This window comes from Gordonia terrae, assembly GCF_051789125.1.
Classification (GTDB): domain Bacteria; phylum Actinomycetota; class Actinomycetes; order Mycobacteriales; family Mycobacteriaceae; genus Gordonia; species Gordonia terrae_A.
In genome coordinates this window covers 2,375,401-2,399,737 of record NZ_CP196526.1, presented here as the reverse complement: position 1 = coordinate 2,399,737, position 24,337 = coordinate 2,375,401, and the positions used below count along the sequence as shown (strand labels likewise).

General features: G+C 67.8%; 24 protein-coding genes and 4 tRNA genes. 11 read left to right on the top strand and 17 right to left on the bottom strand.

Features of this window, described 5'->3' with window-relative positions:
- Positions 1-76: 76 nt before the first annotated feature.
- The 10 genes from ACSUZC_RS10940 to ACSUZC_RS10895 form a co-directional block, all read right to left on the bottom strand.
- Positions 77-622, bottom strand: coding sequence for an NUDIX hydrolase (locus ACSUZC_RS10940; RefSeq protein WP_439032791.1), 546 nt, complete (start codon positions 620-622; stop codon positions 77-79).
- The gene (locus tag ACSUZC_RS10935) at positions 622-1,746 is read right to left on the bottom strand and encodes a glycosyltransferase family 4 protein (RefSeq protein WP_439032790.1); all 1,125 of its coding nucleotides are present in this window, start codon (positions 1,744-1,746) and stop codon (positions 622-624) included. The genes ACSUZC_RS10940 and ACSUZC_RS10935 overlap by 1 nt, the downstream gene beginning before the upstream one ends.
- A gap of 43 nt (positions 1,747-1,789) precedes the next feature.
- A complete protein-coding gene (locus ACSUZC_RS10930) occupies positions 1,790-2,710 on the bottom strand; it encodes a phosphatidylinositol mannoside acyltransferase (protein WP_439032789.1) in 921 nt (306 codons plus the stop codon).
- Positions 2,707-3,402 carry a phosphatidylinositol phosphate synthase gene (gene pgsA, locus ACSUZC_RS10925; protein ID WP_439032788.1) on the bottom strand — a complete coding sequence of 232 codons (696 nt, stop codon included), beginning with the start codon at positions 3,400-3,402 and terminating at the stop codon, positions 2,707-2,709. Before pgsA ends, ACSUZC_RS10930 begins: the two co-directional genes overlap by 4 nt.
- A gap of 96 nt (positions 3,403-3,498) precedes the next feature.
- Positions 3,499-4,059 carry an HIT family protein gene (locus tag ACSUZC_RS10920; protein ID WP_439032787.1) on the bottom strand — a complete coding sequence of 187 codons (561 nt, stop codon included), beginning with the start codon at positions 4,057-4,059 and terminating at the stop codon, positions 3,499-3,501.
- Positions 4,052-6,145, bottom strand: a complete 2,094-nt coding sequence (gene thrS / locus ACSUZC_RS10915) for a threonine--tRNA ligase (protein WP_439032786.1) — start codon at positions 6,143-6,145, stop codon at positions 4,052-4,054. Before thrS ends, ACSUZC_RS10920 begins: the two co-directional genes overlap by 8 nt.
- A gap of 145 nt (positions 6,146-6,290) precedes the next feature.
- Entirely contained in the window at positions 6,291-6,776 is a 486-nt protein-coding gene (locus tag ACSUZC_RS10910; protein WP_439032785.1) for a TIGR02611 family protein, read from the bottom strand.
- 58 nt (positions 6,777-6,834) lie between these two features.
- Complete coding sequence (locus ACSUZC_RS10905; RefSeq protein ID WP_439032784.1) at positions 6,835-8,235, bottom strand: glycosyltransferase 87 family protein; 1,401 nt, start codon at positions 8,233-8,235, stop codon at positions 6,835-6,837.
- A gap of 65 nt (positions 8,236-8,300) precedes the next feature.
- On the bottom strand, positions 8,301-8,630 hold the full coding sequence (locus ACSUZC_RS10900) for a hypothetical protein (RefSeq protein WP_439032783.1): 330 nt from the start codon (positions 8,628-8,630) through the stop codon (positions 8,301-8,303).
- Between the two features lie 10 nt (positions 8,631-8,640).
- Positions 8,641-8,937 (bottom strand): DUF732 domain-containing protein, encoded by a 297-nt coding sequence (locus tag ACSUZC_RS10895; protein WP_439032782.1) that lies wholly within the window; start codon positions 8,935-8,937, stop codon positions 8,641-8,643.
- A 286-nt stretch (positions 8,938-9,223) separates the two neighbouring features.
- Between ACSUZC_RS10895 and ACSUZC_RS10890 the strand changes: the two genes are divergently transcribed.
- Positions 9,224-9,988 (top strand): GTP pyrophosphokinase, encoded by a 765-nt coding sequence (locus ACSUZC_RS10890; RefSeq protein ID WP_439032781.1) that lies wholly within the window; start codon positions 9,224-9,226, stop codon positions 9,986-9,988.
- A gap of 86 nt (positions 9,989-10,074) precedes the next feature.
- On the opposite strand, the gene ACSUZC_RS10885 is transcribed toward ACSUZC_RS10890, so the two are convergent.
- Positions 10,075-10,146: transfer RNA gene (locus ACSUZC_RS10885), tRNA-Val, on the bottom strand.
- A 254-nt stretch (positions 10,147-10,400) separates the two neighbouring features.
- Between ACSUZC_RS10885 and ACSUZC_RS10880 the strand changes: the two genes are divergently transcribed.
- The 3 genes from ACSUZC_RS10880 (at position 10,401) to ACSUZC_RS10870 (ending at position 10,664) form a co-directional block, all read left to right on the top strand.
- Positions 10,401-10,473: transfer RNA gene (locus tag ACSUZC_RS10880), tRNA-Gly, on the top strand.
- A gap of 22 nt (positions 10,474-10,495) precedes the next feature.
- Positions 10,496-10,569: transfer RNA gene (locus ACSUZC_RS10875), tRNA-Cys, on the top strand.
- Positions 10,570-10,589: 20 nt separating this feature from the next.
- Positions 10,590-10,664, top strand: a tRNA-Val gene (locus tag ACSUZC_RS10870).
- Between the two features lie 40 nt (positions 10,665-10,704).
- On the opposite strand, the gene ACSUZC_RS10865 is transcribed toward ACSUZC_RS10870, so the two are convergent.
- Genes ACSUZC_RS10865 through ACSUZC_RS10850 form a run of 4 tightly spaced genes read right to left on the bottom strand, consistent with a single transcriptional unit; the run spans position 10,705 to position 14,663 of the window.
- The gene (locus ACSUZC_RS10865; RefSeq protein WP_439032780.1) at positions 10,705-11,811 is read right to left on the bottom strand and encodes a CaiB/BaiF CoA transferase family protein; all 1,107 of its coding nucleotides are present in this window, start codon (positions 11,809-11,811) and stop codon (positions 10,705-10,707) included.
- Positions 11,808-12,437: a TetR/AcrR family transcriptional regulator gene (locus ACSUZC_RS10860; protein WP_439032779.1), complete on the bottom strand. Its 630-nt coding sequence runs from the start codon at positions 12,435-12,437 to the stop codon at positions 11,808-11,810. The genes ACSUZC_RS10865 and ACSUZC_RS10860 overlap by 4 nt, the downstream gene beginning before the upstream one ends.
- Positions 12,418-14,028, bottom strand: coding sequence for a class I adenylate-forming enzyme family protein (locus tag ACSUZC_RS10855; RefSeq protein ID WP_439032778.1), 1,611 nt, complete (start codon positions 14,026-14,028; stop codon positions 12,418-12,420). The genes ACSUZC_RS10860 and ACSUZC_RS10855 overlap by 20 nt, the downstream gene beginning before the upstream one ends.
- On the bottom strand, positions 14,025-14,663 hold the full coding sequence (locus ACSUZC_RS10850; RefSeq protein ID WP_439032777.1) for a nitroreductase family protein: 639 nt from the start codon (positions 14,661-14,663) through the stop codon (positions 14,025-14,027). Before ACSUZC_RS10850 ends, ACSUZC_RS10855 begins: the two co-directional genes overlap by 4 nt.
- 137 nt (positions 14,664-14,800) lie before the next feature.
- Here ACSUZC_RS10850 and ACSUZC_RS10845 point away from each other — a divergent pair, with 137 nt between their 5' ends.
- Genes ACSUZC_RS10845 through ACSUZC_RS10835 form a run of 3 tightly spaced genes read left to right on the top strand, consistent with a single transcriptional unit; the run spans position 14,801 to position 18,148 of the window.
- Positions 14,801-16,744 carry a SidA/IucD/PvdA family monooxygenase gene (locus ACSUZC_RS10845; protein ID WP_439032776.1) on the top strand — a complete coding sequence of 648 codons (1,944 nt, stop codon included), beginning with the start codon at positions 14,801-14,803 and terminating at the stop codon, positions 16,742-16,744.
- A gap of 22 nt (positions 16,745-16,766) precedes the next feature.
- The gene (locus ACSUZC_RS10840) at positions 16,767-17,585 is read left to right on the top strand and encodes a sulfurtransferase (protein WP_439032775.1); all 819 of its coding nucleotides are present in this window, start codon (positions 16,767-16,769) and stop codon (positions 17,583-17,585) included.
- A 35-nt stretch (positions 17,586-17,620) separates the two neighbouring features.
- Positions 17,621-18,148: a GNAT family N-acetyltransferase gene (locus ACSUZC_RS10835; protein ID WP_439032774.1), complete on the top strand. Its 528-nt coding sequence runs from the start codon at positions 17,621-17,623 to the stop codon at positions 18,146-18,148.
- Positions 18,149-18,173: 25 nt separating this feature from the next.
- Here ACSUZC_RS10835 and zapE read toward each other — a convergent pair whose 3' ends face one another.
- On the bottom strand, positions 18,174-19,187 hold the full coding sequence (zapE, locus tag ACSUZC_RS10830; protein WP_439032773.1) for a cell division protein ZapE: 1,014 nt from the start codon (positions 19,185-19,187) through the stop codon (positions 18,174-18,176).
- A gap of 35 nt (positions 19,188-19,222) precedes the next feature.
- On the opposite strand from zapE, the gene ACSUZC_RS10825 reads away from it, so the two are divergent.
- From ACSUZC_RS10825 to msrB, 4 genes are all read left to right on the top strand, one after another.
- Positions 19,223-20,026 carry a dihydrofolate reductase family protein gene (locus tag ACSUZC_RS10825; protein WP_439032772.1) on the top strand — a complete coding sequence of 268 codons (804 nt, stop codon included), beginning with the start codon at positions 19,223-19,225 and terminating at the stop codon, positions 20,024-20,026.
- Between the two features lie 38 nt (positions 20,027-20,064).
- The gene (locus ACSUZC_RS10820; RefSeq protein ID WP_439032771.1) at positions 20,065-21,675 is read left to right on the top strand and encodes an alpha/beta hydrolase; all 1,611 of its coding nucleotides are present in this window, start codon (positions 20,065-20,067) and stop codon (positions 21,673-21,675) included.
- A gap of 52 nt (positions 21,676-21,727) precedes the next feature.
- Positions 21,728-23,008, top strand: a complete 1,281-nt coding sequence (locus ACSUZC_RS10815; RefSeq protein ID WP_439032770.1) for a glycosyltransferase family 87 protein — start codon at positions 21,728-21,730, stop codon at positions 23,006-23,008.
- Positions 23,009-23,073: 65 nt separating this feature from the next.
- The gene (gene msrB / locus ACSUZC_RS10810; RefSeq protein WP_439032769.1) at positions 23,074-23,529 is read left to right on the top strand and encodes a peptide-methionine (R)-S-oxide reductase MsrB; all 456 of its coding nucleotides are present in this window, start codon (positions 23,074-23,076) and stop codon (positions 23,527-23,529) included.
- 58 nt (positions 23,530-23,587) lie between these two features.
- On the opposite strand, the gene hemQ is transcribed toward msrB, so the two are convergent.
- Positions 23,588-24,283 carry a hydrogen peroxide-dependent heme synthase gene (gene hemQ, locus ACSUZC_RS10805; protein ID WP_439032768.1) on the bottom strand — a complete coding sequence of 232 codons (696 nt, stop codon included), beginning with the start codon at positions 24,281-24,283 and terminating at the stop codon, positions 23,588-23,590.
- Positions 24,284-24,337: the final 54 nt, after the last annotated feature.

The window sequence follows — 24,337 nt, the reverse complement described above, 5'->3', positions numbered from 1 at the left end:
AGTCTCGACCTGCCGCGTTCACGGCGGCGGCCCTGCGACCAGTCTAGGTGAGCCGCGGATCCCCTCCGACGAGGGATCAGTCCGCCTGGCCTGGGGTGACGCGTTCGATGATCTCGAAGTACTCCGGCGGGGAGGCGTGCCCGCCGAGCCGCAGCCAACGCACCGGCCGGCGCTGTGCGAGAGCCCGGGTGTCTCGGACGGCGTCGTTGTAGAAACGTCGGGCCATCATCACCCTCGTCTCGGCGTCGGCGAGTTCCACGACGAGTGCAGGCGAGCGCCGACGCGGGTCCGTGCGCGCCAGCGCCGCCGACAAGGCGTTCTCCGCATCCTCGCGCTCCGCAGGCGTGGCGCGTTCGGCGCGGTCGGCCAGGGTGATGAGCGCACGGGCCGACACGGCGACCTCGTCGTCGTCCGACTTGCGGTAACCCCCGTCCGCGGCGCCCGCGATCATCTCGGCGGCGACCGCCCGCACCACCACCGAGCGTCGGTCGAGGGTGGACTCCAGCGCCTGGCGCGCGAGGTCCACGCGGACGTTGAGACGATCGAGCCGGTTGGCCGTGTGGTACGCCCATCCGACGACGAGCAGCGCCGCGACGACCCCGACGACGATCCAGGTCGCCATCAGTCCGACACCACGACCGGACCGGCGCCGACGGTCACCGTGTCGTACACACGCAGGATCTGGTCGGCCACCCGCGACCAGTCGTACTTGTCGGCCCGCACGCGGCCCGCACCGACGAGCCGATCCCGGGCCTCGGGGTCGGAGAGCAGTTCGACGATCCCCGCGGCCAGATCGTCGGGTGAACCGGTTTCGACGAGTCGCCCCGCACGGCCGTCGTCGAGAACCCGGCGGAAGGCGTTGAGCGAGCTGGCGATGACCGCGGCGCCGGCCGCCATGGCCTCGACGAGCACGATCCCGAAACTCTCTCCGCCGAGGTTCGGCGCGCAGTAGACGTCCGCAGAAGCCAACGCCCGCGCCTTGGTGGCGTCGTCCACCTGACCGAGAAAGACCAGGTGGTCCGCCAGCGTGCCCGCCCGCCGGCGCAGCGCCGCCTGATTGCCACCGCCGACGACCAGGACCCGGACGTAGGGGAATCTCTCGACCACGGACGGAAGCGCACGCATCAGCACGTCGATGCCCTTCCGGGGTTCGTCGAATCGGCCCAGGAACAGGATCGTCCCGCCCGGGTGCGGATACCCGTCGAGCGGCCGGGCGTCGGCGAAGGACGAGACATTGATCCCGTTGGGGATCTCGACCGCATCCGAGCCGAGCGACTCCATCTGCCAGCGGCGGGCCAGCTCCGACACGGCGATCTTGCCGGCGATCCGCTCGTGATAGGGCCGTAGGATCCCTTGAAAGGCACTGAGCCACAACGATTTCGATGTCGCGGTGTGGAATGTCGTGACGATCGGTCCGGAGGCCACCATGAGCGAGAGCATCGAGATGCTCGGCGAATTCGGTTCGTGGACATGCAGGACGTCGAAGCCGTTCTCCGCGATCCACCGGCGCATCCGCAGATACCCTGCCGGGCTGAAGTTCACGCGCGAGACCGACCCGTTGTAGGGCAGCGCCAGGGCCGGACCCACCCGCACCACGTACTCCGGGAGGCGGGTACCCCGTGCCGCGGGGGCCAGCACGCTGACCTCGTGACCGCGGTCGAGGAAGACGTCGGCCAGTTCGGTGACGTGCGCCTGGACACCGCCCGGTACGTCGAAGGAGTAAGGGCAGATCATCCCGATTCTCATGCCACTCCCCTCGTGCTCGTCTCCATGTCCACGATCGTCATGGTCACGGTTGCCGGTCCTGTTCCACGCGCTCGCGCTGCCGTTCGGTCCAGTCGGCTTCCCAGAGCGGCTGCAGCATGTGCCAGTCCGCGGGATGGGCGGCGATGTTGGCGGCGAAGGCGTCCGCGAGCGCCTGGGTCGCGGCCGCCACCCCGCCGGAGACGTCGATCGGCTCACCGCAGTACATCCGGGAGCGCGGCGACTCTTCGAACCAGTGATGTGCCGGCATCAGTGCCGCCCCGGTCTCGATGGCCAGTCGCGCCGACCCGGCCGGCATGCGGGTCTGTTCACCGAAGAAGGTCACCGGGACCCCGTGCCGGGCGATGTCGCGCTCACCGAGCAGACAGACGATGCCCCCGGCGCGCAACCGTTCCGCGAGCCGTCCGAACGGTGGCTGCTCACCACCGCTGAGGGGGAATATCTCGAAGCCGAGCGACTCCCGGAAGGCGACGAACTGGTCGAACAGTGATTCCGGTTTCAGACGTTCGGCGACCGTGGCGAACCGGCCGTAGTGGTGGACCAGCCACACGCCGGCCATGTCCCAGTTGCCGGTGTGCGGCAGGGCGAGAACCACACCCTTGCCGCGTTCGACCGCGGCGTCCAGCCGGGACCGGTCCTCGTCGGGGAGGGTGACGGTCGCCGACACCGTCGCACGATCCTGGGCCGGGAGTCGGAAGGCTTCACACCAGTACCGTGCGTACGACCGCATCGCGTCGGCGACGAGATCGTCGGGTACGTCGGCCGGTTCGGCGCCGATGACGCGGGCGAGGTTGCGCCGCAACTGGTCCGGGCCTCCGTGGCGGCGCCCGGCGAACGACCCGGCCTTGTCGAACGCGGCGCGGGCGGCCCGTTCCGGGGCCCACCGGACCGCGGCCCAGCCCGCGCGGTAGCCGAGGTCTGCGGCCAGCGCTGCGACGTCGGTCATCGATGTCCCGCGGGTGGCGCGGAATCGGCGGGGCCGGAATCCGGCCGGTCGTCGGACTCCTCCGGCTCGGCCGGGATCGGGATCAGGTCGCGGGCACCGGGCGACTCCGAGATCGACCACATGCGCTGCCCGACGGTGATCACACTCCCGACGGCGAGCAGCCACATCGCGACATGGACGGCCCAGTCGATGCCGAGCCCGGTCAGACCGGTGCCGACGAGCACGATGATGAGCCGGTCGGGACGTTCGATGAGACCGCCGTCGCCGTACAGTCCGCTTGCCTCCGCCCGCGCCTTCGCATAGGAGATGACCTGCGAGGTCACCAGGCAGATCAGCGTGGCCACCAGGAGCAGGTGGTGGGGTTCGGTCACCGTGCACCACCACACCAGACCGGCGAAGATGGCGCCGTCGGCGATGCGGTCGCACGTGGCGTCGAGCACCGCGCCGAACCGCGTGCCCCCGCCCCTGGCCCGGGCCATCGCGCCGTCGAGCATGTCGAACATGACGAACAGCCAGATGACCAGCGTGCCCAGGAACAGATGCCCCATCGGGAACAGCGTCAGGGCGGCCGCGACGGTCGCCACCGTGCCGATCACGGTCATGATGTCCGGGGTCAGCCCGGTCCGCAGGAGCGCGCGCCCCATCGGGAGGGTCACCTTGGAGACCGACGCCCGACCCAGAATGCTCAGCATCGCCGAGTTCCTTCCCCATGTCGCCGCGCGCCGCGCACCGACGCGCCCCGGTCACTCATCGTCTGACACTCGCTCACCCATCGCCTGCCGCACGCGTCAGTCGCCGAGCCGCTGCCACGCCTCCGCGAGCAGTCCGCGGGTGTCGCGGAGCAACTGTGGCATGACCTTTGTCTCGCCGACAATCGTGATGAAGTTCGCGTCGCCCATCCACCGGGGCACGATGTGCTGGTGCAGGTGCTCCGACAGTGACCCGCCCGCGGCGTACCCCAGATTCAGACCGACGTTGAACGCGTTCGGGTTCGACACCGACTTGATGGTCCGGATCATCCGCTGCGTGAACGCCATCAGCTCCGCGGACTCGGCGGCCGTCAGATCCTCGAGATCGGCCACCTGACGGTAGGGCACCACCATCGTGTGCCCCGGGTTGTACGGGTACAGGTTGAGCACCGCGTACACCGCCTCACCGCGCGCCACGATGAGGCCGTCCTCGTCGGACAGGGTGGGGATGTCGAGGAACGGATGACCGCTCTTCTCCGCCGGCTGGGGGTCGGCGATGTAGGTCATCCGGTGCGGACTCCACAGCCGTTGCAGGCGGTCGCCGATCCCGACGCCCTCGTCCCGGATCTCGCCGGGCGAGCCGGCCGTCGCGTCACTCATCGAGCGCCCCCGCGACGACCACCGTCTCCACCTCGCCGAGGGCCTCCTCGAGCAGGTCCTTGGTCGGCGACTCGTTGCGCCGGCTCGCGACCCAGGCGGTGATCGCCGCGACCGCATCGCCGACGGGCACGCCGTTGACCTGCGTCCCGTCGCGGAACCGGAAGCTCACCGCACCGGCCTCGACATCCCGTTCGCCGGCGAGCAGCATGAACGGCACCTTGCCGGTGGTGTGGTTGCGGATCTTCTTCTGCATTCGGTCGTCGGAGAAGTCGACCTCGGCCCGGACACCCGCGGCGACCAGCTCGCCGACGACACCCTGCAGATGATCGACGAACGCCTCCGCGACGGGGATTCCGACGACCTGCACCGGGGAGAGCCACGCCGGGAACGCGCCCGCGTAGTGCTCGGTGAGCACACCGAAGAACCGCTCGATCGACCCGAACAGCGCACGGTGGATCATCACCGGCCGGTGCTTGGCACCGTCGGAGCCGGTGTATTCCATCTCGAACCGGTCGGGCAGCATCAGGTCGACCTGGATGGTCGACATCTGCCAGGTGCGGCCGATGGCGTCGCGGGCCTGCACGGAGATCTTCGGCGCGTAGAACGCCGCGCCCCCGGGATCGTCGACGAGGTCGAGACCGAAGCTCGATGCGGCGTCGCGCAGGACCTCCGTGGCCTCTTCCCAGGCCTCGTCCGATCCGATCGACTTGTCCGGGTTCCGGGTCGACAGCTCGAGGTAGAAGTCGTCGAGTCCGTAGTCGCGGAGCAGATCGAGCACGAACTGCAGCAGCGACCGCACCTCCTCGCCCATCTGTTCCCGGGTGCAGTAGATGTGGGCGTCGTCCTGGGTGAACCCGCGCGCGCGGGTCAGTCCGTGGATGACGCCCGACTTCTCGTAGCGGTACACCGTGCCGAACTCGAACAAGCGAAGCGGCAGTTCACGATACGAACGACCGCGCGAGTTGAAGATCAGGTTGTGCATCGGGCAGTTCATCGGCTTGAGGTAGTAGTCGATCGCAGGGCGCCGCACCACGCCGTCGGCGTCGACCTCCTCGTCGAGCTGCATCGGCGGGTACATGCCGTCGGCATACCAGTCCAGGTGACCCGACTTCTTGAACAGATCGCCCTTGGTCGCGTGCGGCGTGTATACGAACTCGTACCCGGCCTGCGTGTGCCGCAGCCGCGAGTAGTCCTCGAGTTCCTTCCGGATGATCCCGCCCCGGGGGTGGAACACGGGCAGCCCGGACCCGATCTCGTCGGGGAAGCTGAACAGGTCGAGTTCGGTGCCGAGGCGTCGATGGTCGCGCTTCTCGGCCTCGGCGAGCATGGCGAGATGCGCATCCTGCGCCTCCGCCGACTCCCACGCGGTGCCGTAGATGCGCTGCAGACCGGCGTTGGCCTGATCGCCGCGCCAGTATGCCGCCGAACTGCGGGTCAGCTTGAACGCCGCGATGTACTTGGTCGTCGGCACATGCGGGCCGCGGCAGAGATCGCACCAGATCCGTTCACCGGTACGCGGATTGAGGTTGTCGTACACCGTCAGTTCGCCGCCGCCGACCTCCATGACCTCGGCGTCGTCGGCGGCACCCTTGTCGTCGATGAGTTCGAGCTTGTACGGCTCGGCGGCCAGTTCGGTACGCGCCTCGTCCTTCGAGGCGTAGACACGACGGGAGAACCGCTGCCCCGACTTGACGATCTGCTTCATCTTCTTCTCGAGGGCGGCGATGTCCTCGGGCGTGAAGGGTTCGGCGACGTCGAAGTCGTAGTAGAACCCGTCCTTGATGGGCGGGCCGATGCCGAGCTTGGCATCGGGGAACAGCTCCTGCACCGCCTGCGCCAGCACGTGGGCGGCGGAATGCCGGATCACGCTGCGCCCGGCCTCGGTGTCGGCCGCGACCGGTTCGACGTCGGTGTCGGCGTCGGGTGCCCAGGACAGGTCGCGCAGATCTCCGCCCGCATCACGGACGACGACGATCGCGCCCGGACCCTTGTTGGGCAGTTCGGCCTCGCGCAGTGCGGTGCCCGCGGTCGTCCCAGCCGTCACACGGATGGTGGCGGGGCTGGTCACCTGGACGTCGTCGGGCACGGGGGCGCTCCTAGGGTCTGCGGGGCGGACACGTCAAGACGCGTCCGGGACGGGACGTTTGCGACTCTGATGGTATCCGCGACACCGACCGGGGAGTGCACCCCTACCGCCGACGGTCCGGCGTGGGTCCGCGGGCGGTCCGAACTCACCCGAGGATGGGACTCGCCAGCCAGTCGTGGTCGAGGCCGACCCAGCCGGCGACGGTCGAGAGCAGACCGAGCAGCCACAGTGTCGCCAGCACGATCACGCATGTGCCGATCCAGAACACAGCCTGTACCGACCAGTGCTGCTTGCCGATCCATTCCATCCAGGCGTCGTACTTGGATCGGGCGAACTTGAGCAACCGGTGCGCCCAGTCGAATTCGGAGGCGAGGATGCCGAGTCCGAGAAAGACGATGAGCCACCCGGGTCCGGGGTACGGGATCGCGACGATGCCGCACGCCAGGACGATGCTGCCGACGACACCGACGGCGATGCGGTACACGCGGTGCCAGCGCGGGTTGTTCCGGACGAGGTACCTGCGGTGCCGGGCACGGATGCGGAGGCGGTGCCACCGGGACCCGCGAGGGACAGGACGCGTCGCGCCCGGTGATCTCGTCGCCCCGGTCTCCCTGGCCCCCGATGTCGACATCGTCTCCCCACCCTGGTCGAGCGGCTCCGGTGTCTGGCCGCGAGAAGTGAGGTCCAGATTACGCGACCGCGACGGCATCCTCGGTCGTCGACGACCGCCCCGAGGGGCGTCGTCGACGACGCTTACGCACGCCGCCGAGCAGCGTCGCCAGGGCGGTGACCCCGAGCAGCATCGGGTAGCACCACGAGTAGAGGAAGACCAGGGCGGTGTCCCAGGGTCGCCCATCCGCGACCCGCGGCATCATGAACAGTCCCAGCGCGATCGCATGGTCGGAGGTCAGGTAGGGCCCGCTCTCCCACCAGTGACGCCACCAGGTGAAGGTCGACGCGATGACACCCACGGGCCCGAGCCAATACCACCAAGATCCGGCTGTGGTGCCCCGTCGCATCGCGAGGTCGAGAGCGACGACGAGCAGCGGGACACACCACACCCAGTGATGCCCCCACGCGAACGGGGACACCGCGCACATCGTCATCCCGACGATCGTGGCCGCGAGTAGTTCCTTCGACTCCGAGTGCGCGACGACCGCAGCGCACAGGCCCACCGCGGCGACGATCAGCGCGACCGGCACCCACACCCACGTCGGTGCCTGATACACCGGTCCCCCGGGCCCGGCGTCGGCGAAACGCCCGATGTCGAAGTACGCGAACATCTGCGAAAGCGCCCCGCGCACCGACTGATTGGCCGGCGAGTCGGCTCGGCCGATCCGGTCGGTGTCGACGAGGTGGCGCGTCCAGTACGCCCACGCGTCCCGTGGGACGATCAGGAACCCGACCGCCACGGTGCCCGCGAATGTCGCGAGCGCGACGCCCGCGACCCGCCATTGCCGTGTCAGCAGCAGGTAGACGATCACGAACAGCGGCGTGAGCTTGAGGCCCGCGGCGAGGCCGATGCCGATCCCCCGCCACCGCGACGTCGGCCGGAGGAAGACGAGGTCGATGAGGATCAGTGCCATCACGACGATGTTGATCTGACCGAGCCAGATCGTCGTGCGAATGGGTTCGAGCGCGGTCGAGCCGACCGCGAGCAGGACCGCGAACACGACCAGCCGCGCGTCGAGACGGTAGTTCAGGCTGCGCAACCCTATCGCGATGACGCCTGCCAGCGCGACGAACCCGAGGACCCACCAGCAGATGTTGGCCACCGCCTGGGTCACGACGGCCATCGGGACGAGGGCGACGGCCGCGAAGGGCGGATAGGTGAAGTGCAGGCGCCACAGCACCGGGTCGTCGTACAGGGAGCGGCCGTCGAGCACCGTGGCGGCACCCGCGCGATAAACGCGCACGTCCGTGGCGTTCTCGAAGAGCCCGTAGAACGGGTTGGTGATGGGGAACGCCGCGATGTGCCAGGCGATCACCCCGAGTGCGGCGACGGTCACGACGACGATCGTCGGCGTCGAGATCGGATCGGGCACAACCCGTGGCGACTCCGGCAGATCGACGGCAGTCTTCGCGGCCACGCGGCGAGAGTACGCCCGAACTGTGAGCTGACTCACGCGAAACGCCGCGGAAAGAGATGCGGCAACTACCACTGCCACCGCAAACCGGCGCTGTTCGACTGCCGGCAGGTGGCGGTGCCGTCGGTTCGATACACCATCGCGCGAGCACCGAGCTTCGGGCAGGGGTTGCCGAGACGGACCTTGGGCGAACGAGATACCGCGTAGCTGCGCCAGTCAGCGCCTTCAGCAGAGCAGTACAGCGTCCCGTCGGCAGAGTCCATGCCGTACTCATGCTGATAGCAGGGGCCGCCTTCGCGTTGAACCGACGACGGTGCCGCCGACGCCCCGCCGACACCAGCCAAACCTCCGATGACCGCTGCTGCCATGGCAAATCCGGCGACGGACCTTCTGACCATCGGTATCTCCTCAGAAATTCTCGTAGCGATACGCGTGGCGAGGACAAAGGTCCTGGGTCGCGTACAGCAGGAACAGTCGCTGTTCGTACACGGGCTGGTAGCTGCCATCAGGGTTGTTGAAGACCCGCTCGGCAACCTGAGCGTCCTGGTATCGGTCCATGACGCCACAGGCTCGATAGCCACCCGCCACCATCTCGGCGTCAGTGGTGTACCGACTGTTCGGCCAAGCGGCAGTGGGCAAAGTCCGGGCCTTGTTGACGAAGGCCTGTTCGGCAACCGTGGTGGCAGACGCTTGCCCAACCGGCATGCAGTGCATCGTCGGCTGTGGTGAACCGTTCGGTCATGTCTGTCTCCAAGCGTCCGCCTGCAGTTGTGAGCCACCGATCGCTACAACTGCCGCCGCATCGTATCCACCCGAGGCACCGGAAACCGGGGCCGATGGCATTGTTCATCCGTTCAATCGAACGCCACCCTGACCAGCGAATCGGTCCGCCGTCGCGCTCGGGTGGCGTGGCCGGCTCCCGGGGGCTTCTATCGTCGATGGTCGGTGGGTCGATTGGGCGTCCATCGGCTCGAGACACCGCGGAGGAGCGATGACGGCATCCGGCGACAGCGACGGTCCGATCGACCGAGAGATTCTCGGCGATCTGGCGCGACTGCGAGACGACATGACCCGGTTTCAGATGGAGCACCAGTTCGCGGTCGACGAGATCCTGACCAAGGTGACCATCCTGCGTACCGAGTTCCTCCACCTGCACCACTACAACCCCATCGAGCACGTGACGTCGCGGGTCAAGACACCGGAGAGCATCCTGCGCAAGGCCATGCGCAAAGGCATCGCTCCCGACCTGCCCTCGATTCGCGCACACCTCACCGACATCGCGGGTATCCGCGTCACGTGCAGCTTCATCGCGGACACGTACCGGATTCTGGAGACCCTCACGTCTCACGACGACATCCGGGTCATCGAGATCAAGGACTACATCGCGGCGCCGAAACCCAACGGCTACAAGAGTCTGCACGCGATCGTCGCGATCCCGGTCTTCCTGTCCACCGGACCGGTCGAGGTCGTGGTCGAACTCCAGATCCGCACCGTGGCGATGGATTTCTGGGCCACGCTGGAGCACAAGATCTTCTACAAATACGACGGCCAAGTCCCCGACCACCTGTCCGCGGAGCTCGCCTCGGCGGCCCGCACGGCAAACGAACTGGACCAGCGGATGGAACGGCTGCACGCAGAGGTCCACGGCGACGGGTCCGGTTCGGGGCGACGCCCTATCGATGATGACGTGATCCGGTATCTCCGGCAGCACTCGTCGTGGCCAGAGGTCGAGGAGAGCCGGCCGGAAACGCCGTGACCTACCCGCCGGCGGTCCGGGGTATCTCCGTAGCCCGCAACGACGAGAGCCCCGCCGAGGATTCGGCGGGGCTCTCGTCTGTTCTGTGGTCCCGGCTGGGATCGAACCAGCGACCTTCCCGGTGTGAACGGGACGCTCTTCCACTGAGCCACGGGACCGTGTCCGGCGCCTGGATCGAAGTGTCACAGGCGCCTGTGCACGAGCCAGAAGATTACACGGGTTGCGCAGAACTCCCAAATTGCGGGGGTGTCCCACATCACAAGTCACCCAGTCCGGCGCCGGGATGAATCACATGCTGCGGATTCACCTCGGCCCACGCGTCTGACCAGGCGATTTGGATAGTTCGGAGACCATCGCGTAAGTTTCTCTTCGCACCGCGAGCAAGACGATCCACAAGATCGCTCGTGGGCATGCGGATGTAGCGCAGCTGGTAGCGCATCACCTTGCCAAGGTGAGGGTCGCGGGTTCGAATCCCGTCATCCGCTCGGCGCGAGTCGACTCGCATCTGGTGGTGTGGCCGAGTGGTGAGGCAACGGCCTGCAAAGCCGTGTACACGGGTTCGATTCCCGTCGCCACCTCCACACACCACAATTTCATACCCGCGCGATTAGCTCAGTGGGAGAGCGCTTCCCTGACACGGAAGAGGTCACAAGTTCAATCCTTGTATCGCGCACCACAAAACCCCCGACCACGTCGGGGGTTTTCTGTTGTGGCGGCTACGCCGGTTCTGTCTCCGGGGCCGCCCACTCGTCGACGATCTCCCCCAGGTCCGCGCTCGTCGACGCCGATGGCGCCGGCAGCTCGGTCCGAGAGAATCGCGGCGCGGGCGCGGCCTGGATCGCTCCGCCGACGCGCACATGGCTCCCCCGCCGCACGGCGACCGGGTCGGTCACGGCCTCGTCGAAGTCGAGAACCGGGGTGACGCAGGCGTCGACGGCATCGAACGTCACCGCCCACTCGTCGCGCGTGCGGGTCCCGAATCGTGCCGCGAGAGCGGCCGAGATGACCGGCCACGCAGAGCGATCCCACCGGTCCGGGAGGTCACCGAGATCCAGGGTCTCGACCAGATTCCGCCAGAACTTCTCCTCCAGGGCACCGACGGCGACGAACTTGCCGTCGGCACACCGGTAGGTCGCGTAGAACGGGGCCGAGCCGTCGAGCAGATTGCCCTCGTCCCGAGATGTCCAGCGCCCAGCCGTCTTCCACGACCATTGGAGCTGCGCCAGCAGGCCGGCACCGTCGACCATCGCGGCGTCGATCACCTGGCCCCGACCGCTGCGCTCACGCTCGCGCAGTGCGGCGAGCACGCCGACGACCAGGAGCATCGATCCCCCGCCGAAGTCACCGACGAGCGACAGCGGCGGCACGGGCGCGCGACCGGCCGGTCCCATCGCCTCCAGGAGACCCGTCACGGCGAGATAGTTGATGTCGTGACCCGCGGAGAGCGCGCGGTCACCGTCCTGGCCCCAGCCGGTCATCCGCGCGTAGATCAGGTGGGGTGCGGTGGCACAGATCTCGGGTCCGAGGCCGAGCTTCTCCATCACGCCGGGCCGGAAACCCTCGACGAGAACGTCGGCGCGCGAGATCATCTCGCGGATACGGGCGAGGTCCGCCGGATCCTTCAGGTCGGCGTCGACACTGCGACGCGACCGGTAGAGGCCGGCGTCGGCATCGACGACCCCGTCGGGGCCGGCCGGTTCGGGGCCGGGTCGCCGGAGCCGGACCACATCGGCTCCGAGATCGGCGAGCATCATGCATGCGTGCGGGGTGGGGCCCAGGCCGGGCATCTCCACCACGCGCAGTCCTGCGAGCGGCCCGCTCACTGCGCCGGCCGGTGGTGGAGCACGCCGTTGATCGTGAAGTCGACGTAGTCGCGCACCAGCTGGTCGACGTCATGAGAATCGTTGAGCCACCAGCTGATCCCGTTCATCAGGTCCAGCACCGCGATGGCCGACTGGTGCGGGTCCCGCACCTCGAACAACCCCAACCGGGCACCGGCGTCGACGACATCGCGAATCCGACGCTGGTAGTACTTCCGATAGTCGGTGACCACCCGCCGGTGCTCCGGGGTCAGAGCCGACAGTTCCCGGAGTGCGACAAGATGTTCCACGCGGTGACGCGCCAGGCGCCGCACATGCGCCTCGACCAGATTCGTCAACCGTTCGACGGGACCGCCCTCGCCGTCGAGCAGGAGCAGATCCTGTTGCGGGTCCTCGGTCATCCGCAGGGCGATCGCGTAGAGGATCTCCTCCTTGGACTGGAAGTGGTTGTACAGACTCGCCCCACGCATACCCACCGCCTGCGCGATGTCGCGCATGCCGGCGTTGGAGTAGCCGTGATCGGCGAAGTACCGTGCGGCGGCCTCGACGATCTCGTCGCGACGCCTGCGCGGCCGGCGGCTGCCGGTTGTCGCCGCGACCGCCTCGTTCTCAGCCCTGACCGGTTCCATAGGCCTTCCTCAACTCGCGTTTGAGCAGTTTGCCCTGCGCGTCGGTCGGTAGCGCGTCGACGACATGGACCGTCTTGGGCACCTTGTACTTTGCCAGGTCGGTACGGCAGTACTCGCGGATGTCGTCGCCGCTCACCACCGCACCCGCCCGCAGGACGACGAAACCGGTGACGGCCTCGGACCAGTACGGATCGGGCAATCCGACGACGGCGGCACGTTCGACGTCGGGGTGCGCCTGCAGGACCCGCTCGACTTCCTGCGAGGCGACGTTGAACCCGCCGGTCTTGATCATGTCCTTGCGCCGGTCGCGGAAGAACATGTTGCCGTCGGCGTCGATGCGGACGATGTCACCGGTGTGTACCCAGCCGCCCTCGAGCACCTGGGCGGTGCGCTCGGGGTCCTTGAAGTAGCCGAGCATCACCGACGGTGTGCGGCAGAGGAGTTCACCCTCCTCGGCGTCGTTGCCGTCGGCGTCGACCACGCGCACCTCGAGATGACCCACCGGTCTACCGATCCAGGTGGGATCCTGACCGGGCACGTCCTCGAGGCGACGGAACCAGCCCACCGAGCCGAGCTGGGTGAGTTCGGACTGACCCCAATAGGTGCCCCACACCGACTCCGGGGTGGCGGCGGCCCACGCGTCGACCGCATGCGGCGACACCTGTCCCCCATAGGTCAGGCAACGACGCACCGAACCGACGGAGTCGGGCCCGAAGTCGGGATGGTTGGCCAGTGCGATGAAGAACGTCGGGGTCTGCGCCAGAACCGAGATCTTCTCGTCGCGGATCATGCGCAGCGACGTCGCCGGATCAATGGCGGCGGGCAGGACCAGGGTGGCACCCAGCAGCGTCAGCGACGTGAGTGAACCGATGCCCGCGATGGTGTGGAACGGCATGACGTAGAGCCACACGTCGTCGTTGCGGCAACGCAGGCCCCAGGTGTACGCCGGCGCTGTGGAGATCAGATAGTTGCGGTGCGCGATCTCGACGCCTTTCGGCGTCGACTCGGTACCGCTCGTGTAGACGATCATCGCGAGATCGTGTTCGTCGACGTCGCATTCGGGCTCCGAATCGTCTGCGGCAGCCACCGACTCGTCGTAGGAGTTCCACGAATTCGGGTCCTGGTCACCGACGACCAGCACCGAGATGCCGAGGCTGTCGGCGATCGGCCCGGCAAGCGAGGCCAGCCCCTGCTCGACAACGAGCACCGTCGGCTCGAGATGACCCAGCTGCTGAGCGATCTCGCCCTCCCGGAACATCGGGCTCACACCCGAGTACGCCGCGCCGATCTTGAGGGCTCCGTAGTAGGTGGCGACCGTCTCCACACGGTTGCGACTCATGACCGCCACCCGGTCGCCGCGACCGACGCCGAGATCGAGCAACACGTGCGCCACCCGATTGGCCAGTGCGTTCAACTCGCCGTAGGAAGTCGACGACCGGCCGCCGTCGGCGTCGTAGGAGATGATCGCCGGAGTCGAGCCCTGGGACCGCGCGAGCCTGCGCAACTGGTCGCCGATCGTCGCACGACCCAGCGGCGACTTCTGCACGTCGGTGAGCGTTCGGTCGGAACGCGACACCGGGGGCGCGCTCATGCGAACATCCGGTTGTCGAAACGATCGAGGAACGCGATGTCCTCGACCGGACTGCGGGTGAGCTTGCGCGGGAAACCATCTCGCGGGTAACCGACCGCGATGTGCGCCGCGGTCAGGTAGCTGTCCGGAATCCCGAGAAGGTCCTTGACCTCGTTCTCGGCCGCACACAGCAGCGTCGTGAGGGCGGTGGCGACACCCTGCTGCCGCAGCGCGAGAGTCAGGTTCTGCACGCTCGGGTAGATCGACCCGCCGCCGACCACGCTGAGTCGGCCGAGTTCGTGATCGGTCGGGTGCAGACCGTCCAGTTCGGCGCACACCACGATCAGGGCCGGCACCTCGGCGAGGTGGTGGGCGAAGTAGTTGGCACTCTCGATGGTCTTCGGTACGGCGCCGACCTTCTTGCTGCCTTCCAGGATCGAGTTGTAGTAGGGCTCCCAGAACGGCAGGTACAGGTCGGCCAGGCTCTTCTTCGTGGCCTCGTCACGCACGACGACCCAGCGGACGGGCTGCCGGTTGCCGCCCTGCGGACCGAAGCGCGCGTCGTCGAACGCCCGGTACAGCACCTCGTCCTCGACAGGCCGGTCGCTGAAGTAGCGGCAGGTGCCCGTCGTGCGCATTGCTTCGCTGAGTTCCATGTCATCCTCCGTGATCACTAACCGTTGTTAGTATGACTGAGGACACAGTGACACAGCTCGAATTCGTCGTCAAGAGCCGATCAGCGTCAAAGAACCAGGTGTTGACGTGCAGGTACTAACGGTGGTTAGTTTTAGTCATGACATCTGTTTCCCAGCGTCCGACAACACGGCCGACCACAGCGGAGATCCGTTCGGCCGTGGCCGCGGGCAACATCCCGACCCTGCTGGCCGTACTCGTCGAGATGACCGGGGACAGGCGCTGGATGGCGGACCGATACCGACCCACCCGGAGCCGCGGGATGGACGACAACTCCTCGGGCGGGCTCTCCGACGACGTGCAGCAGGAGATCTGCGACGCGGTGGTCGACGCCCTCGAGCACTGGTACGACCAGGGGATGCCCCCGCGGCGCCCTGCCGGCGAGGACCTCGTGGCCGCCCTGATGTCGTTCACCGCCGGGGAGACCGTCCCGCCCGAATTCGGACCGATGATGACCGAGATCGTTCACGGCACCCTCGGTGACGCCCACCTGTCGAACCTGGCCTCCGAACCCGCCACCTCGATGAACGCGGTGGTCATCGGGGCCGGAGTGGCGGGGATGCTGATCTCCACACAGCTCGCCGAAGCCGGCATCGCACACACCGTGCTCGAGAAGAACGACGAGGTCGGCGGCTCGTGGTACGAGAACCACTACCCCGGCGCCGGCGTCGACACCCCCAGCTACCTGTATTCGATCTCGTCGTTCGACCACCCGTGGTCCACACATTTCGGAAAGCGGGACGAGGTCCAGGGGTACCTGCAGGCCTTCGCGGACCGGCATTCGATCCGGGACCGCGTGCGGTTCGGCACCGAGGTGCGCTCGGCGACCTACGACTCCGACGCCCAGCAGTGGCGGGTGACCGTTCGCGGCCGAGACGGCCGCGAGGACATCCTGACCACCCGCATCCTGATCAGCGCGGTCGGAATCCTCAACCGCCCCAAGCTTCCCCACCTCGACGGGATGAGCACCTTCGCCGGACCCGTGTTCCACTCGGCGGAGTGGCCGGACGAACTCGACGAGCCCGGAGCACTGGAGGGCAAACGCGTCGCCATCGTCGGATCGGGCGCCAGTGCGATGCAGATCGGGCCCGCCATCGCCGACCGGGTCGGCTCGCTGACGATCTTCCAGCGTTCACCGCAGTGGATCGCACCCAACGACGACTACTTCGCCCCCGTCGGCGACCGTGTGCACTGGCTGATGGACAACCTCCCGGGATATCGCGAGTGGTACCGCGCGCGACTGTCGTGGATCTTCAACGACAAGGTCCACTCGACACTGCATGTCGACCCGGAGTGGCCCGAGCCGACCGCGTCGATCAACGCCGTCAACCACGGCCACCGTGAGTTCTATCTCCGGTACATGCGCGCCGAACTCGGCGACCGAGACGATCTCGTCGAGCTCTCGACGCCGGACTACCCGCCCTTCGGCAAGCGGATGCTGTTGGACAACGGTTGGTTTCGCATGCTGCGACGGCCCACCGTCGAGCTCGTGCCGCAGGGGGTCGAGCGTGTGACGCCCGAGGGGCTCGTCGACAGTGCCGGAACCGCGCACGACGTCGACATCATCGTCTTCGCCACCGGGTTCCACAGTGACCGGTACCTCTACCCGATGGACGTCGTCGGGCGTAGCGGGAAGACGACGGTGGAGGCGTGGGGCGACCACGACGCCTACGCCTACCTGGGGATCACCGCCCCCGACTTCCCCAACCTGTTCATCCTCACCGGCCCCAACACCGCACTCGGGCACGGAGGCAGCTTCATCAGCATCCTCGAGTACCAGGTGCGGTACGTGTGCGACGCCATCCGCGCGATGATCGAGAACCGTCTGGGCGCCCTGGAGGTCCGGCGCGACGTCACCGACGAGTACAACGACGCCGTCGACCGCGCCCACGCGCAGATGGTGTGGACGCACCCGGCGATGACCAACTGGTACCGCAACCCCGCCGGGCGCGTCGTCGCGGTTCTGCCCTGGCGCATCGTCGACTACTGGGACAAGACCCGCCGGGTCGAGCTCGCCGACTTCACCACCGAACCGCTCCGGTGACCGCGGTACTACCGTGTCTGTCATGACCCCGCTCATCTCCGCACCGGACCTCGCCGCGCGTCTCGGCGAGAAGAACCTGCGTGTCGTCGACGGCACCGTCCACCTCAGCTTCGACGCCGACGGCGCCCATGTCGCCTCCGGCCGGGAGACCTATCGGGCCGGCCACCTGCCCGGCGCGGTGTTCGCCGACCAGATCACCGACCTCAGCGACCCCGACGGCGACGCGCCCTTCGCCGCCGCGGACCCGGCTCGATTCGCCGCGGCGGTCGGCGCCCTCGGGATCGGCGACGACTCGACCGTCGTCGTCTACGACACCGCCAACGGCATCTGGGCAACCCGCCTGTGGTGGCAGTTCGGACTCGAGGGATTCGACGACGTGCTCGTCCTGGATGGCGGCTACTCCGCGTGGACGACAGCCGGGCTACCGGTCGAGACCGGCGAGATCATCCCTCCCACAGCGTCGTTCACTCCGCGTCACCGACCCGAACGCATCGTGTCCACCGACGAGGTCGTCGCCGCCACCGAGGATCGGTCTGTGCTGCTCATCAACGCCCTCGATCGGGACTCGTTCGCCGCCGCCCACATCCCGGGCAGCGTCAACGTCCCCTTCGTCGAGTTGGTCGACGACTCCGGTCGGCTCCGGTCGCTCGAGGAACTGCGTCGACTGTTCGACGAGGCGGGTGCCCTCGATCCAGCGGTGCGTCCGGTCACCTACTGCGGCGGCGGAATCGCCGCCACCGCTGCTGCTCTCGCGCTCCGGACACTCGGACGAGACGACGTCGCCGTCTACGACGGTTCGATGAACGCCTGGACCGCCGACCCGGCGCGCCCGCTCTCGTGACAGACGCGTACGACACCGCCTTCACCGTCGAACTAGTGACCGATCCCGCCGCCGCGGCCGCGGTCGCGGATGTGGCCGCACGCACGTTCCCGCTTGCCTGCCCGCCGCACGCGACACCCGACGACATCACCGGTTTCATCGAGAACAACCTGCGCGAGAACAATTTTCGCGAACACATCACCGCGCCACAGAGCGACGTCCTCGTGGCACGGGACGGCGTCGGCGGTCCGATCGTGGGTTACGCGCTGATCCTGCACCGGGAACCCACCGACCCCGATGTGTGCGCGGTCGTCACCGATCGCCCGGTGACCGAGGTGTCGAAGCTGTACGTACTCCCCGACCATCACTCCCGCCCGGGAGCCAGCCCGTCCCGTCTGTTGATGACCGCGGCGCTCGAGCGTGCCCGATCACACGGCAGCAGCGTCGTGTGGCTCGGCGTCAACCAGGAGAACGCGCGTGCCCAGCGCTTCTACGCGAAGATGGATTTCACGCGCGTCGGGGAAAAGACATTCACCCTCGGCAGCAGTACCGAACACGACTACGTCTTGACGCGGGAGTTGTGAGCGGGACCGAACCAGCCCCGACCTGTCAGACCGCCGACTCGGCGAACCGCGAGAGTGCCAGCAGACGCGACGTCGCGCGGAGGTACTTCTTGCGATACCCGCCGGCGAGCATCTCCTCGGTGAAGATCTCGTCGAGCTTGGCGCCGGCCACCGTCACGGGGATGTTGGCGTCGTAGAGCCGGTCGGCCAACACCACGATGCGCAGCGCGACCGACTGGTCCTTGGCGGGATGGACACCCGAGATGCAGACCAGCGAGACCCCTTCGACGAGGTCCTTGTACTTCGACGGGTGCAGGGTGCTGAGGTGGTCGCACAGCGCGTCGAAGTCGTCGAGCGTCGCACCACTGGTCGATTCGGCGAGCTCGGCGAGTTCGGACTCGCTACGCGGATCGGGGGCCGGGGGCAGGTCACGATGACGGTAGTCGGGTCCGTCGACGCGGACAGTCTCGAACACCGCGGACAGTTTGCGGATCTCACGCAGGAAGTCCTGGGCGGCGAAACGACCCTCGCCGAGCTGTCCCGGCAGCGTGTTCGAGGTGGCCACGATCGAGACGCCCTTGGCGGTCAGTTCCGTGAGCAGCCGCGAGACCAACATGGTGTCGCCCGGATCGTCGAGCTCGAATTCGTCGATACACAGCACCGTGTGCTGGGAGAGCCGCTCCACCGCGTTCACGAAGCCGAGAGCACCGACCACGTGCGTGACCTCGACGAAGGTCGCGAACGACTTCGGCTCGGGCATCGAGTGGTAGATCGACGCCAGGAGGTGGGTCTTACCGACACCGAACCCGCCGTCGAGGTACAGACCGATCCCCTGCGCTTGCGTCTTGCGCGAGAAGAGGCCCTTCTTGCCCGAGCGGGCCTTCGAGGCCCGCGCCACGAAGTCGCGAGCCTTGGCGACCGCCTCGGCCTGCGAAGGCTCATCGGGGTCCGGGATGTAGGAGTCGAAACTCACCTCGTCGAACGTCGACGGGGGCACCATCTGATCGATGAGTACGTCGGGCGAGGTCGCGGGGTTGCGATCGCATAATCGGGCCACCATGTGTGGAGAGTAGCCATCTCCGGAATGATCAACACATGTTCCACCTGCAGAAAGCGACCCAGGTCACATCTGACGCCGCGCAGCCCGGCGACGACACGCTGCTCTGGCTCGCCCACCGGTACGCCTATCCGCCCCGAGTGACGACGGGGTCCGGACCGGTCGCGCCGTTCGTGCGAGCCAACATGGTGTCGTCGATCGACGGGGCGGTCACCGTCGAGGGACGGTCCGGAGGTCTCGGCGGCGACGGGGACAAGGCCCTGTTCCGCGTCCTGCGCGGCCTCGCCGACGTGATCCTCGTGGGCGCCGGTACCGCGACCACCGAGGACTACGGTCAGCCGCAGCCCGACGCCGTCTTCGCCGCGCTGCGTCACGCCGACGGCCAGCAGCCCGCGCCGGTTCTCGCCCTCGTCTCGAAGTCGCTGTCGGTGCCACCCGACTACGCCCCCGTCATCGACCCGCAGACCGTGGTGTTCACGTGCCGAGACGCACCGGCGGACCGCAGAAGAGCGCTCACCGACGCCGGTGCCACCCTGATCGACTGCGGCGACGACGCCGTGGACATCGCGTCGGTTCTCACCCGGTGCGGCGAGCGCGGTTGGTCGCGTGTGCTGTGTGAGGGCGGTCCGAGTCTGCTCGGTTCGCTCGCCGGTGCCGGCGCGCTCGACGAGCTGTGCCTCACGACCAGCCCGTACCTGGTCGGCGGCACCGCCGGCCGCATCGTCGTCGACCACCCAGACGCCGAGACGGCGACCCTCCGCCCCATGGAGCCGGCCTCGATCATCACCGACGACGACGGATTCGTCTTCACGCGGTGGCGCCGCGCGGGACGACACCCGTGACGGGCCTCCTCTCAGAACTGTTGACTACCCTCGCGGTCATGCCACGAGCGCACACCCCCGCAGGCAGCGCGGCCCCGACCATTCGTCGTAAGGCCGTCGCCGGTGTCGTCCTCGGCCTGACCGCCGTGATCGCCTTGTCCTCATGCGCGGTGGGTCCCGATCGCGGGCCCGACCTCATCCCGGGCGGCGCGGGACAGCAGGGGCCGCCTCCGTCGTCGTCGACGGAACCTCCCGCACCGGCGCTGAGCGCCCCGAAGTCCGATCTCGAGTGGAGCGAATGCGCGTCGGCGACGAGCAACCGGTACGAGATCGCGCGTCCCGAAGGCGTGACCATCGAGTGCGCCGAGTACGACTCCCCGATCGACCGGAACAAGCCCGACGGTGAGGTCGTGTCGATCGCACTGACGCGCGCTCGCACCGCCGAGACCCCCGCGGACGCCGCACCCCTCGTCCTGACCTCCGGCTCCGACCTGCCCTCCTCGCGCACCCTCATGGTGATGACCTCGGGTGCCGGCCGCACACTGCTCGCGTCGCATCCCGTGGTGGCTGTCGATCATCGCGGCATCCCGCTCAGCAGCGACCTCGACTGCATGACCCGGTTGGAACGCACGACGATCGCCGACAACGGGCTTTCCGAACGCGGGACCACCACCGACGCGCGGATCTCCCGACTGGCATCGGCCGCGTCGTCGGCGTCCGACGGCTGCACCGAGACGCTCACCCCCTATCAACTCGACTTCGGTGCGGCGAGCGCGGCCGCCGATCTCGAGACCTTGCGGCAGCGGTGGAACGTCGACCATCTGGGTCTGATCGGCGTCGGAGAAGGCTCCGACGTCGTCCTGAGCTACGCATCCCTGTACGGCGGACGGGCCGGGCGGATCATCCTCGACACCCCGACACCGTTCGGCGCGAATGCCCGCGACCGCGCGCAGTCGCAGGCGCGCGGTGTTCAGGTCGCGTTGCAGGGCTTCGCCCAGCGCTGCTCCGCGCTTCCGGGCTGCGCCCTCGGCGCCAACGGTGTGGCCAAGTTGACCGGCCTGCTCGGCAAGGCGCGTGCCGGGGATCTCGGCTCGCTCTCCGACACCGCTGCGCTCAACGCCATCACGACGACCCTCGCACTGGCCCCCGACCGTCCCCAGTCGCTCCTGGATCTCGCCTCCGCGATCGATGCCGCCGATCGCGGCCAGACCGCCGCCCTGGTCCGTCTCGCCGACCAGGCGGCGACGCTTCGGCTGCCCGACGGGGCACTGGTCTCCCGGTGCAACGACGTGACCGGACCGGTCGGCCAGAACGAGGTGCCCGGACTCATCGACGCCTGGTCCAAGCAGAATCCGCTGACCGGCGCGAACAGCGCGTTGTCGCTGGTCCGGTGCAACGGCTGGGCGGCCGGTGACCCGGTGCGTCCGCCGACCTCGCTCCCCGCTGATCCGCTCGTCCTCAACGGGACGCGGGACTCGATCAACGGAGGTGACGGTGCCAACGCGCTCGTCCCGCTGTTCATGAACGCGGGCTCGGAGCCGGTGACCGTCACCTGGGACGGTCTGGGTTACTCGGTGCTGGGTCGCAGCGCGTGTGCGGCCGAGGTCGCTGCGCAGTACGTCGAGACGACGCCGCTGTCGGGGCCGACCCAGCGCGGCTGTCCCGTCTGAGATGCCACAGGGTTCTGGTCGGGCTCTCAGTCGCCCGTAGTACGGTTCGCGGGTGGCCGTTCTCGACAGGTACCTCTATCCCCAGATGAGTGCTCAGCGGATCATCCCGATGGTGCTCTGGCCGATCAGCCTCCTGATGGTCGTACACCGCTCGGTGTTCCTGGGGGTCAACGGCGACCGCACCGACGACTTCAAGCCGGTGTACTCCGCGGCCTACAACTTCCTCAACAACCTGCCGGTGTACGGCGAGAACTACGCGACCGTGGACCCGCATTACCTCTACCCCCCGTCGGGGACGCTGTTGATGGCTCCGGTGGCGGTCATCGACTACGAACGGGCGCGATGGGCGTTCATCGCGGTCAGCGTCATCGCTCTGCTCATCAGCGCCTACCTGCTCACCCGGATGTTCGGGTACGCGCTCAACTCGTGGGTCACACCGGCGGTGCTGTTCTTCTTCTTCAGCACCGAAACCGTCTCGCACACACTCGTCTTCACCAACTTCAATTCGTTCGTACTGCTCGGACTCGTCGCGTTCCTCATGCTGTTGCGATCCCGGCACGACTGGTGGGCCGGCGTCCCGATGGGGCTCACCCTTGCGGTCAAACCCGTGCTGGCGCCGCTGATGCTCCTCCCGCTCCTCAACCGGCAGTGGCGTGTCTTCGTCCTCGCCATCGCGATCCCGGTCATCCTGACCGTCGTCGCGTGGCCCCTGTCGGTCGACGCCGACGCGTTCGTCAGCCGAACCTTGCCCTATCTGGGTGAGGCGCGCGACTACTACAACAGCTCGATCGCCGGCAACGGCGCGTACTTCGGGGTCGCCCCGTGGCTGGTCCTGTTGCTGCGGGTCGCTTTCGTGGTGATGGCGATCTTCTCGCTGTGGTTCCTCTACCGCTACTACCGCAAGACCAACGAGCTGCTCTGGCTCGCCGCGTCGTCGGGCGTGCTGCTGTGCACGACGTTCCTCGTCGGCTCCCTCGGCCAGGGCTACTACTCGATGCTGCTGTTCCCACTGCTGATGACGGTGCTGCTCCCCGGATCACCGATGCGCAACTGGCCGGCCTGGCTCGGCGTCTACGGCTGCATGACGTTCGACGGCTTCTACTCCCAGCGCTGGACGGCCTTCGGCTGGATGGTCGAGTACAACAAGGTCACCTGGGGCTGGTCCCTGCTGATGATCGCCGTCTTCTGCTCGCTGCTGTTCCGCTACCTCGACATGCGCGCCGACGGTGTGGCCGGGGCGATGCTGCCGGTGCGGTCGGAAACCGGACCGCCGACCGCGGCCGGGGACACACCCGAGGCGGAGCCCGCAGCCTCGCTGTCCAAGTCGACCTGAGAGTCGTCGGAGCCTGCGCCCCCGGAACCGAGGCCTCTGCCGCGGGCCGCGCTACCGTGGAGTCCATGACCGACAGCACCGCGTCGACCCGCCCCGAGGATCACGTCGACAATCCCACCGCGAACGCCGCCGAACTCACCGACGAACAGTGGCGGCAGCGCCTCAGCCCTGCCGAATACCGCGTCCTGCGCCAGGCCGGGACCGAGGCGCCGTTCACCGGCGAGTACACAGACACCAAGACCGTCGGCATCTACCGCTGCCGGGCGTGCAACACCGAACTGTTCCGCAGCGAGCACAAGTTCGAGTCGCACTGCGGCTGGCCGTCGTTCTTCTCCCCGCTGGCCGGCGACAAGATCATCGAACTCGAGGACACCTCGCTGGGCATGCGGCGGGTGGAGGTGCTCTGTGCCAACTGCAAGAGCCACCTCGGCCACGTCTTCGAGGGCGAGGGCTACGACACCCCTACCGATCTGCGGTACTGCATCAACTCGATCAGCCTGACGCTGGAACCGGCCGAATAGCCGCGATCGGTAGCACCAGTGGGCGTCATATCCCCACTGGCGCTACCGATTCCGACTCTCAGGGCAGGGCGTCGATCAGCGCCGGCACCTCGACACGCGGTCCGGTGAAGAACGGCGTCTCCTCGCGCACATGCATGCGGGCCTCGGTGGCGCGCAGGTCACGCATGAGGTCGACGATGCGGTGGAGCTCCGGCGCCTCGAACGCCAGCAGCCACTCGTAGTCACCGAGGGCGAACGACGAGACGGTGTTGGCACGGACGTCCTTGTAGGCGCGGGCCGCCTTCCCGTGATCGGCCAGCATCTTGCGACGCTCCTCGTCGGGCAGCAGGTACCACTCGTAGGAACGGACGAACGGGTACACGCAGATGTAGTTGCCCGGATCCTCGCCGGCGAGGAAGGCCGGGATGTGGCTCTTGTTGAACTCGGCGGGTCGATGCAGCGCGACATTGCTCCACACCGCGTTGCACGCCCGCCCGAGGACGGTCTCGCGCCGGAACTTCGCGTAGGCCGCCTGGATGGGCTCGACATCCTCCGCGTGCCACCAGATCATGAAGTCGGCATCGGCGCGCAGACCGGAGACGTCGTAGACGCCGCGGACCACGACACCGGAGTCCTCGAGTGACTTGAAGAAGTCCGTGGCATCGGATTTGGCCTGGTCCCGGTCGGTGCCGAGTTCGCCCGGCCGGACCGCGAACACCGAGAACATCAGGTAGCGGATCGTCGAGTTGAGTTCTGCGTAATCCAAGCGGCTCATGGCTGCCATCGTGCCACCGGCCTCGCCGCGTCGACCAGTCAGGTCAGCCGTGGC

What these genes read in the sequence shown, in the direction of transcription:
- ACSUZC_RS10930 (WP_439032789.1), bottom strand. Translation starts at nt 2,710, where the DNA reads ATGACCGACGTCGCAGCGCTGGCCGCAGACCTCGGCTACCGCGCGGGC.
- ACSUZC_RS10895 (WP_439032782.1), bottom strand. Translation starts at nt 8,937, where the DNA reads ATGCCGGTTGGGCAAGCGTCTGCCACCACGGTTGCCGAACAGGCCTTC.
- ACSUZC_RS10825 (WP_439032772.1), top strand. Translation starts at nt 19,223, where the DNA reads ATGTTCCACCTGCAGAAAGCGACCCAGGTCACATCTGACGCCGCGCAG.
- ACSUZC_RS10920 (WP_439032787.1), bottom strand. Translation starts at nt 4,059, where the DNA reads ATGAGTGACGCGACGGCCGGCTCGCCCGGCGAGATCCGGGACGAGGGC.
- ACSUZC_RS10850 (WP_439032777.1), bottom strand. Translation starts at nt 14,663, where the DNA reads ATGGAACTCAGCGAAGCAATGCGCACGACGGGCACCTGCCGCTACTTC.
- ACSUZC_RS10845 (WP_439032776.1), top strand. Translation starts at nt 14,801, where the DNA reads ATGACATCTGTTTCCCAGCGTCCGACAACACGGCCGACCACAGCGGAG.
- msrB (WP_439032769.1), top strand. Translation starts at nt 23,074, where the DNA reads ATGACCGACAGCACCGCGTCGACCCGCCCCGAGGATCACGTCGACAAT.
- ACSUZC_RS10890 (WP_439032781.1), top strand. Translation starts at nt 9,224, where the DNA reads ATGACGGCATCCGGCGACAGCGACGGTCCGATCGACCGAGAGATTCTC.
- hemQ (WP_439032768.1), bottom strand. Translation starts at nt 24,283, where the DNA reads ATGAGCCGCTTGGATTACGCAGAACTCAACTCGACGATCCGCTACCTG.
- ACSUZC_RS10840 (WP_439032775.1), top strand. Translation starts at nt 16,767, where the DNA reads ATGACCCCGCTCATCTCCGCACCGGACCTCGCCGCGCGTCTCGGCGAG.
- ACSUZC_RS10820 (WP_439032771.1), top strand. Translation starts at nt 20,065, where the DNA reads ATGCCACGAGCGCACACCCCCGCAGGCAGCGCGGCCCCGACCATTCGT.
- ACSUZC_RS10940 (WP_439032791.1), bottom strand. Translation starts at nt 622, where the DNA reads ATGGCGACCTGGATCGTCGTCGGGGTCGTCGCGGCGCTGCTCGTCGTC.
- ACSUZC_RS10900 (WP_439032783.1), bottom strand. Translation starts at nt 8,630, where the DNA reads ATGGTCAGAAGGTCCGTCGCCGGATTTGCCATGGCAGCAGCGGTCATC.
- zapE (WP_439032773.1), bottom strand. Translation starts at nt 19,187, where the DNA reads ATGGTGGCCCGATTATGCGATCGCAACCCCGCGACCTCGCCCGACGTA.
- ACSUZC_RS10910 (WP_439032785.1), bottom strand. Translation starts at nt 6,776, where the DNA reads ATGTCGACATCGGGGGCCAGGGAGACCGGGGCGACGAGATCACCGGGC.
- ACSUZC_RS10860 (WP_439032779.1), bottom strand. Translation starts at nt 12,437, where the DNA reads ATGGAACCGGTCAGGGCTGAGAACGAGGCGGTCGCGGCGACAACCGGC.
- ACSUZC_RS10855 (WP_439032778.1), bottom strand. Translation starts at nt 14,028, where the DNA reads ATGAGCGCGCCCCCGGTGTCGCGTTCCGACCGAACGCTCACCGACGTG.
- ACSUZC_RS10935 (WP_439032790.1), bottom strand. Translation starts at nt 1,746, where the DNA reads ATGAGAATCGGGATGATCTGCCCTTACTCCTTCGACGTACCGGGCGGT.
- pgsA (WP_439032788.1), bottom strand. Translation starts at nt 3,402, where the DNA reads ATGCTGAGCATTCTGGGTCGGGCGTCGGTCTCCAAGGTGACCCTCCCG.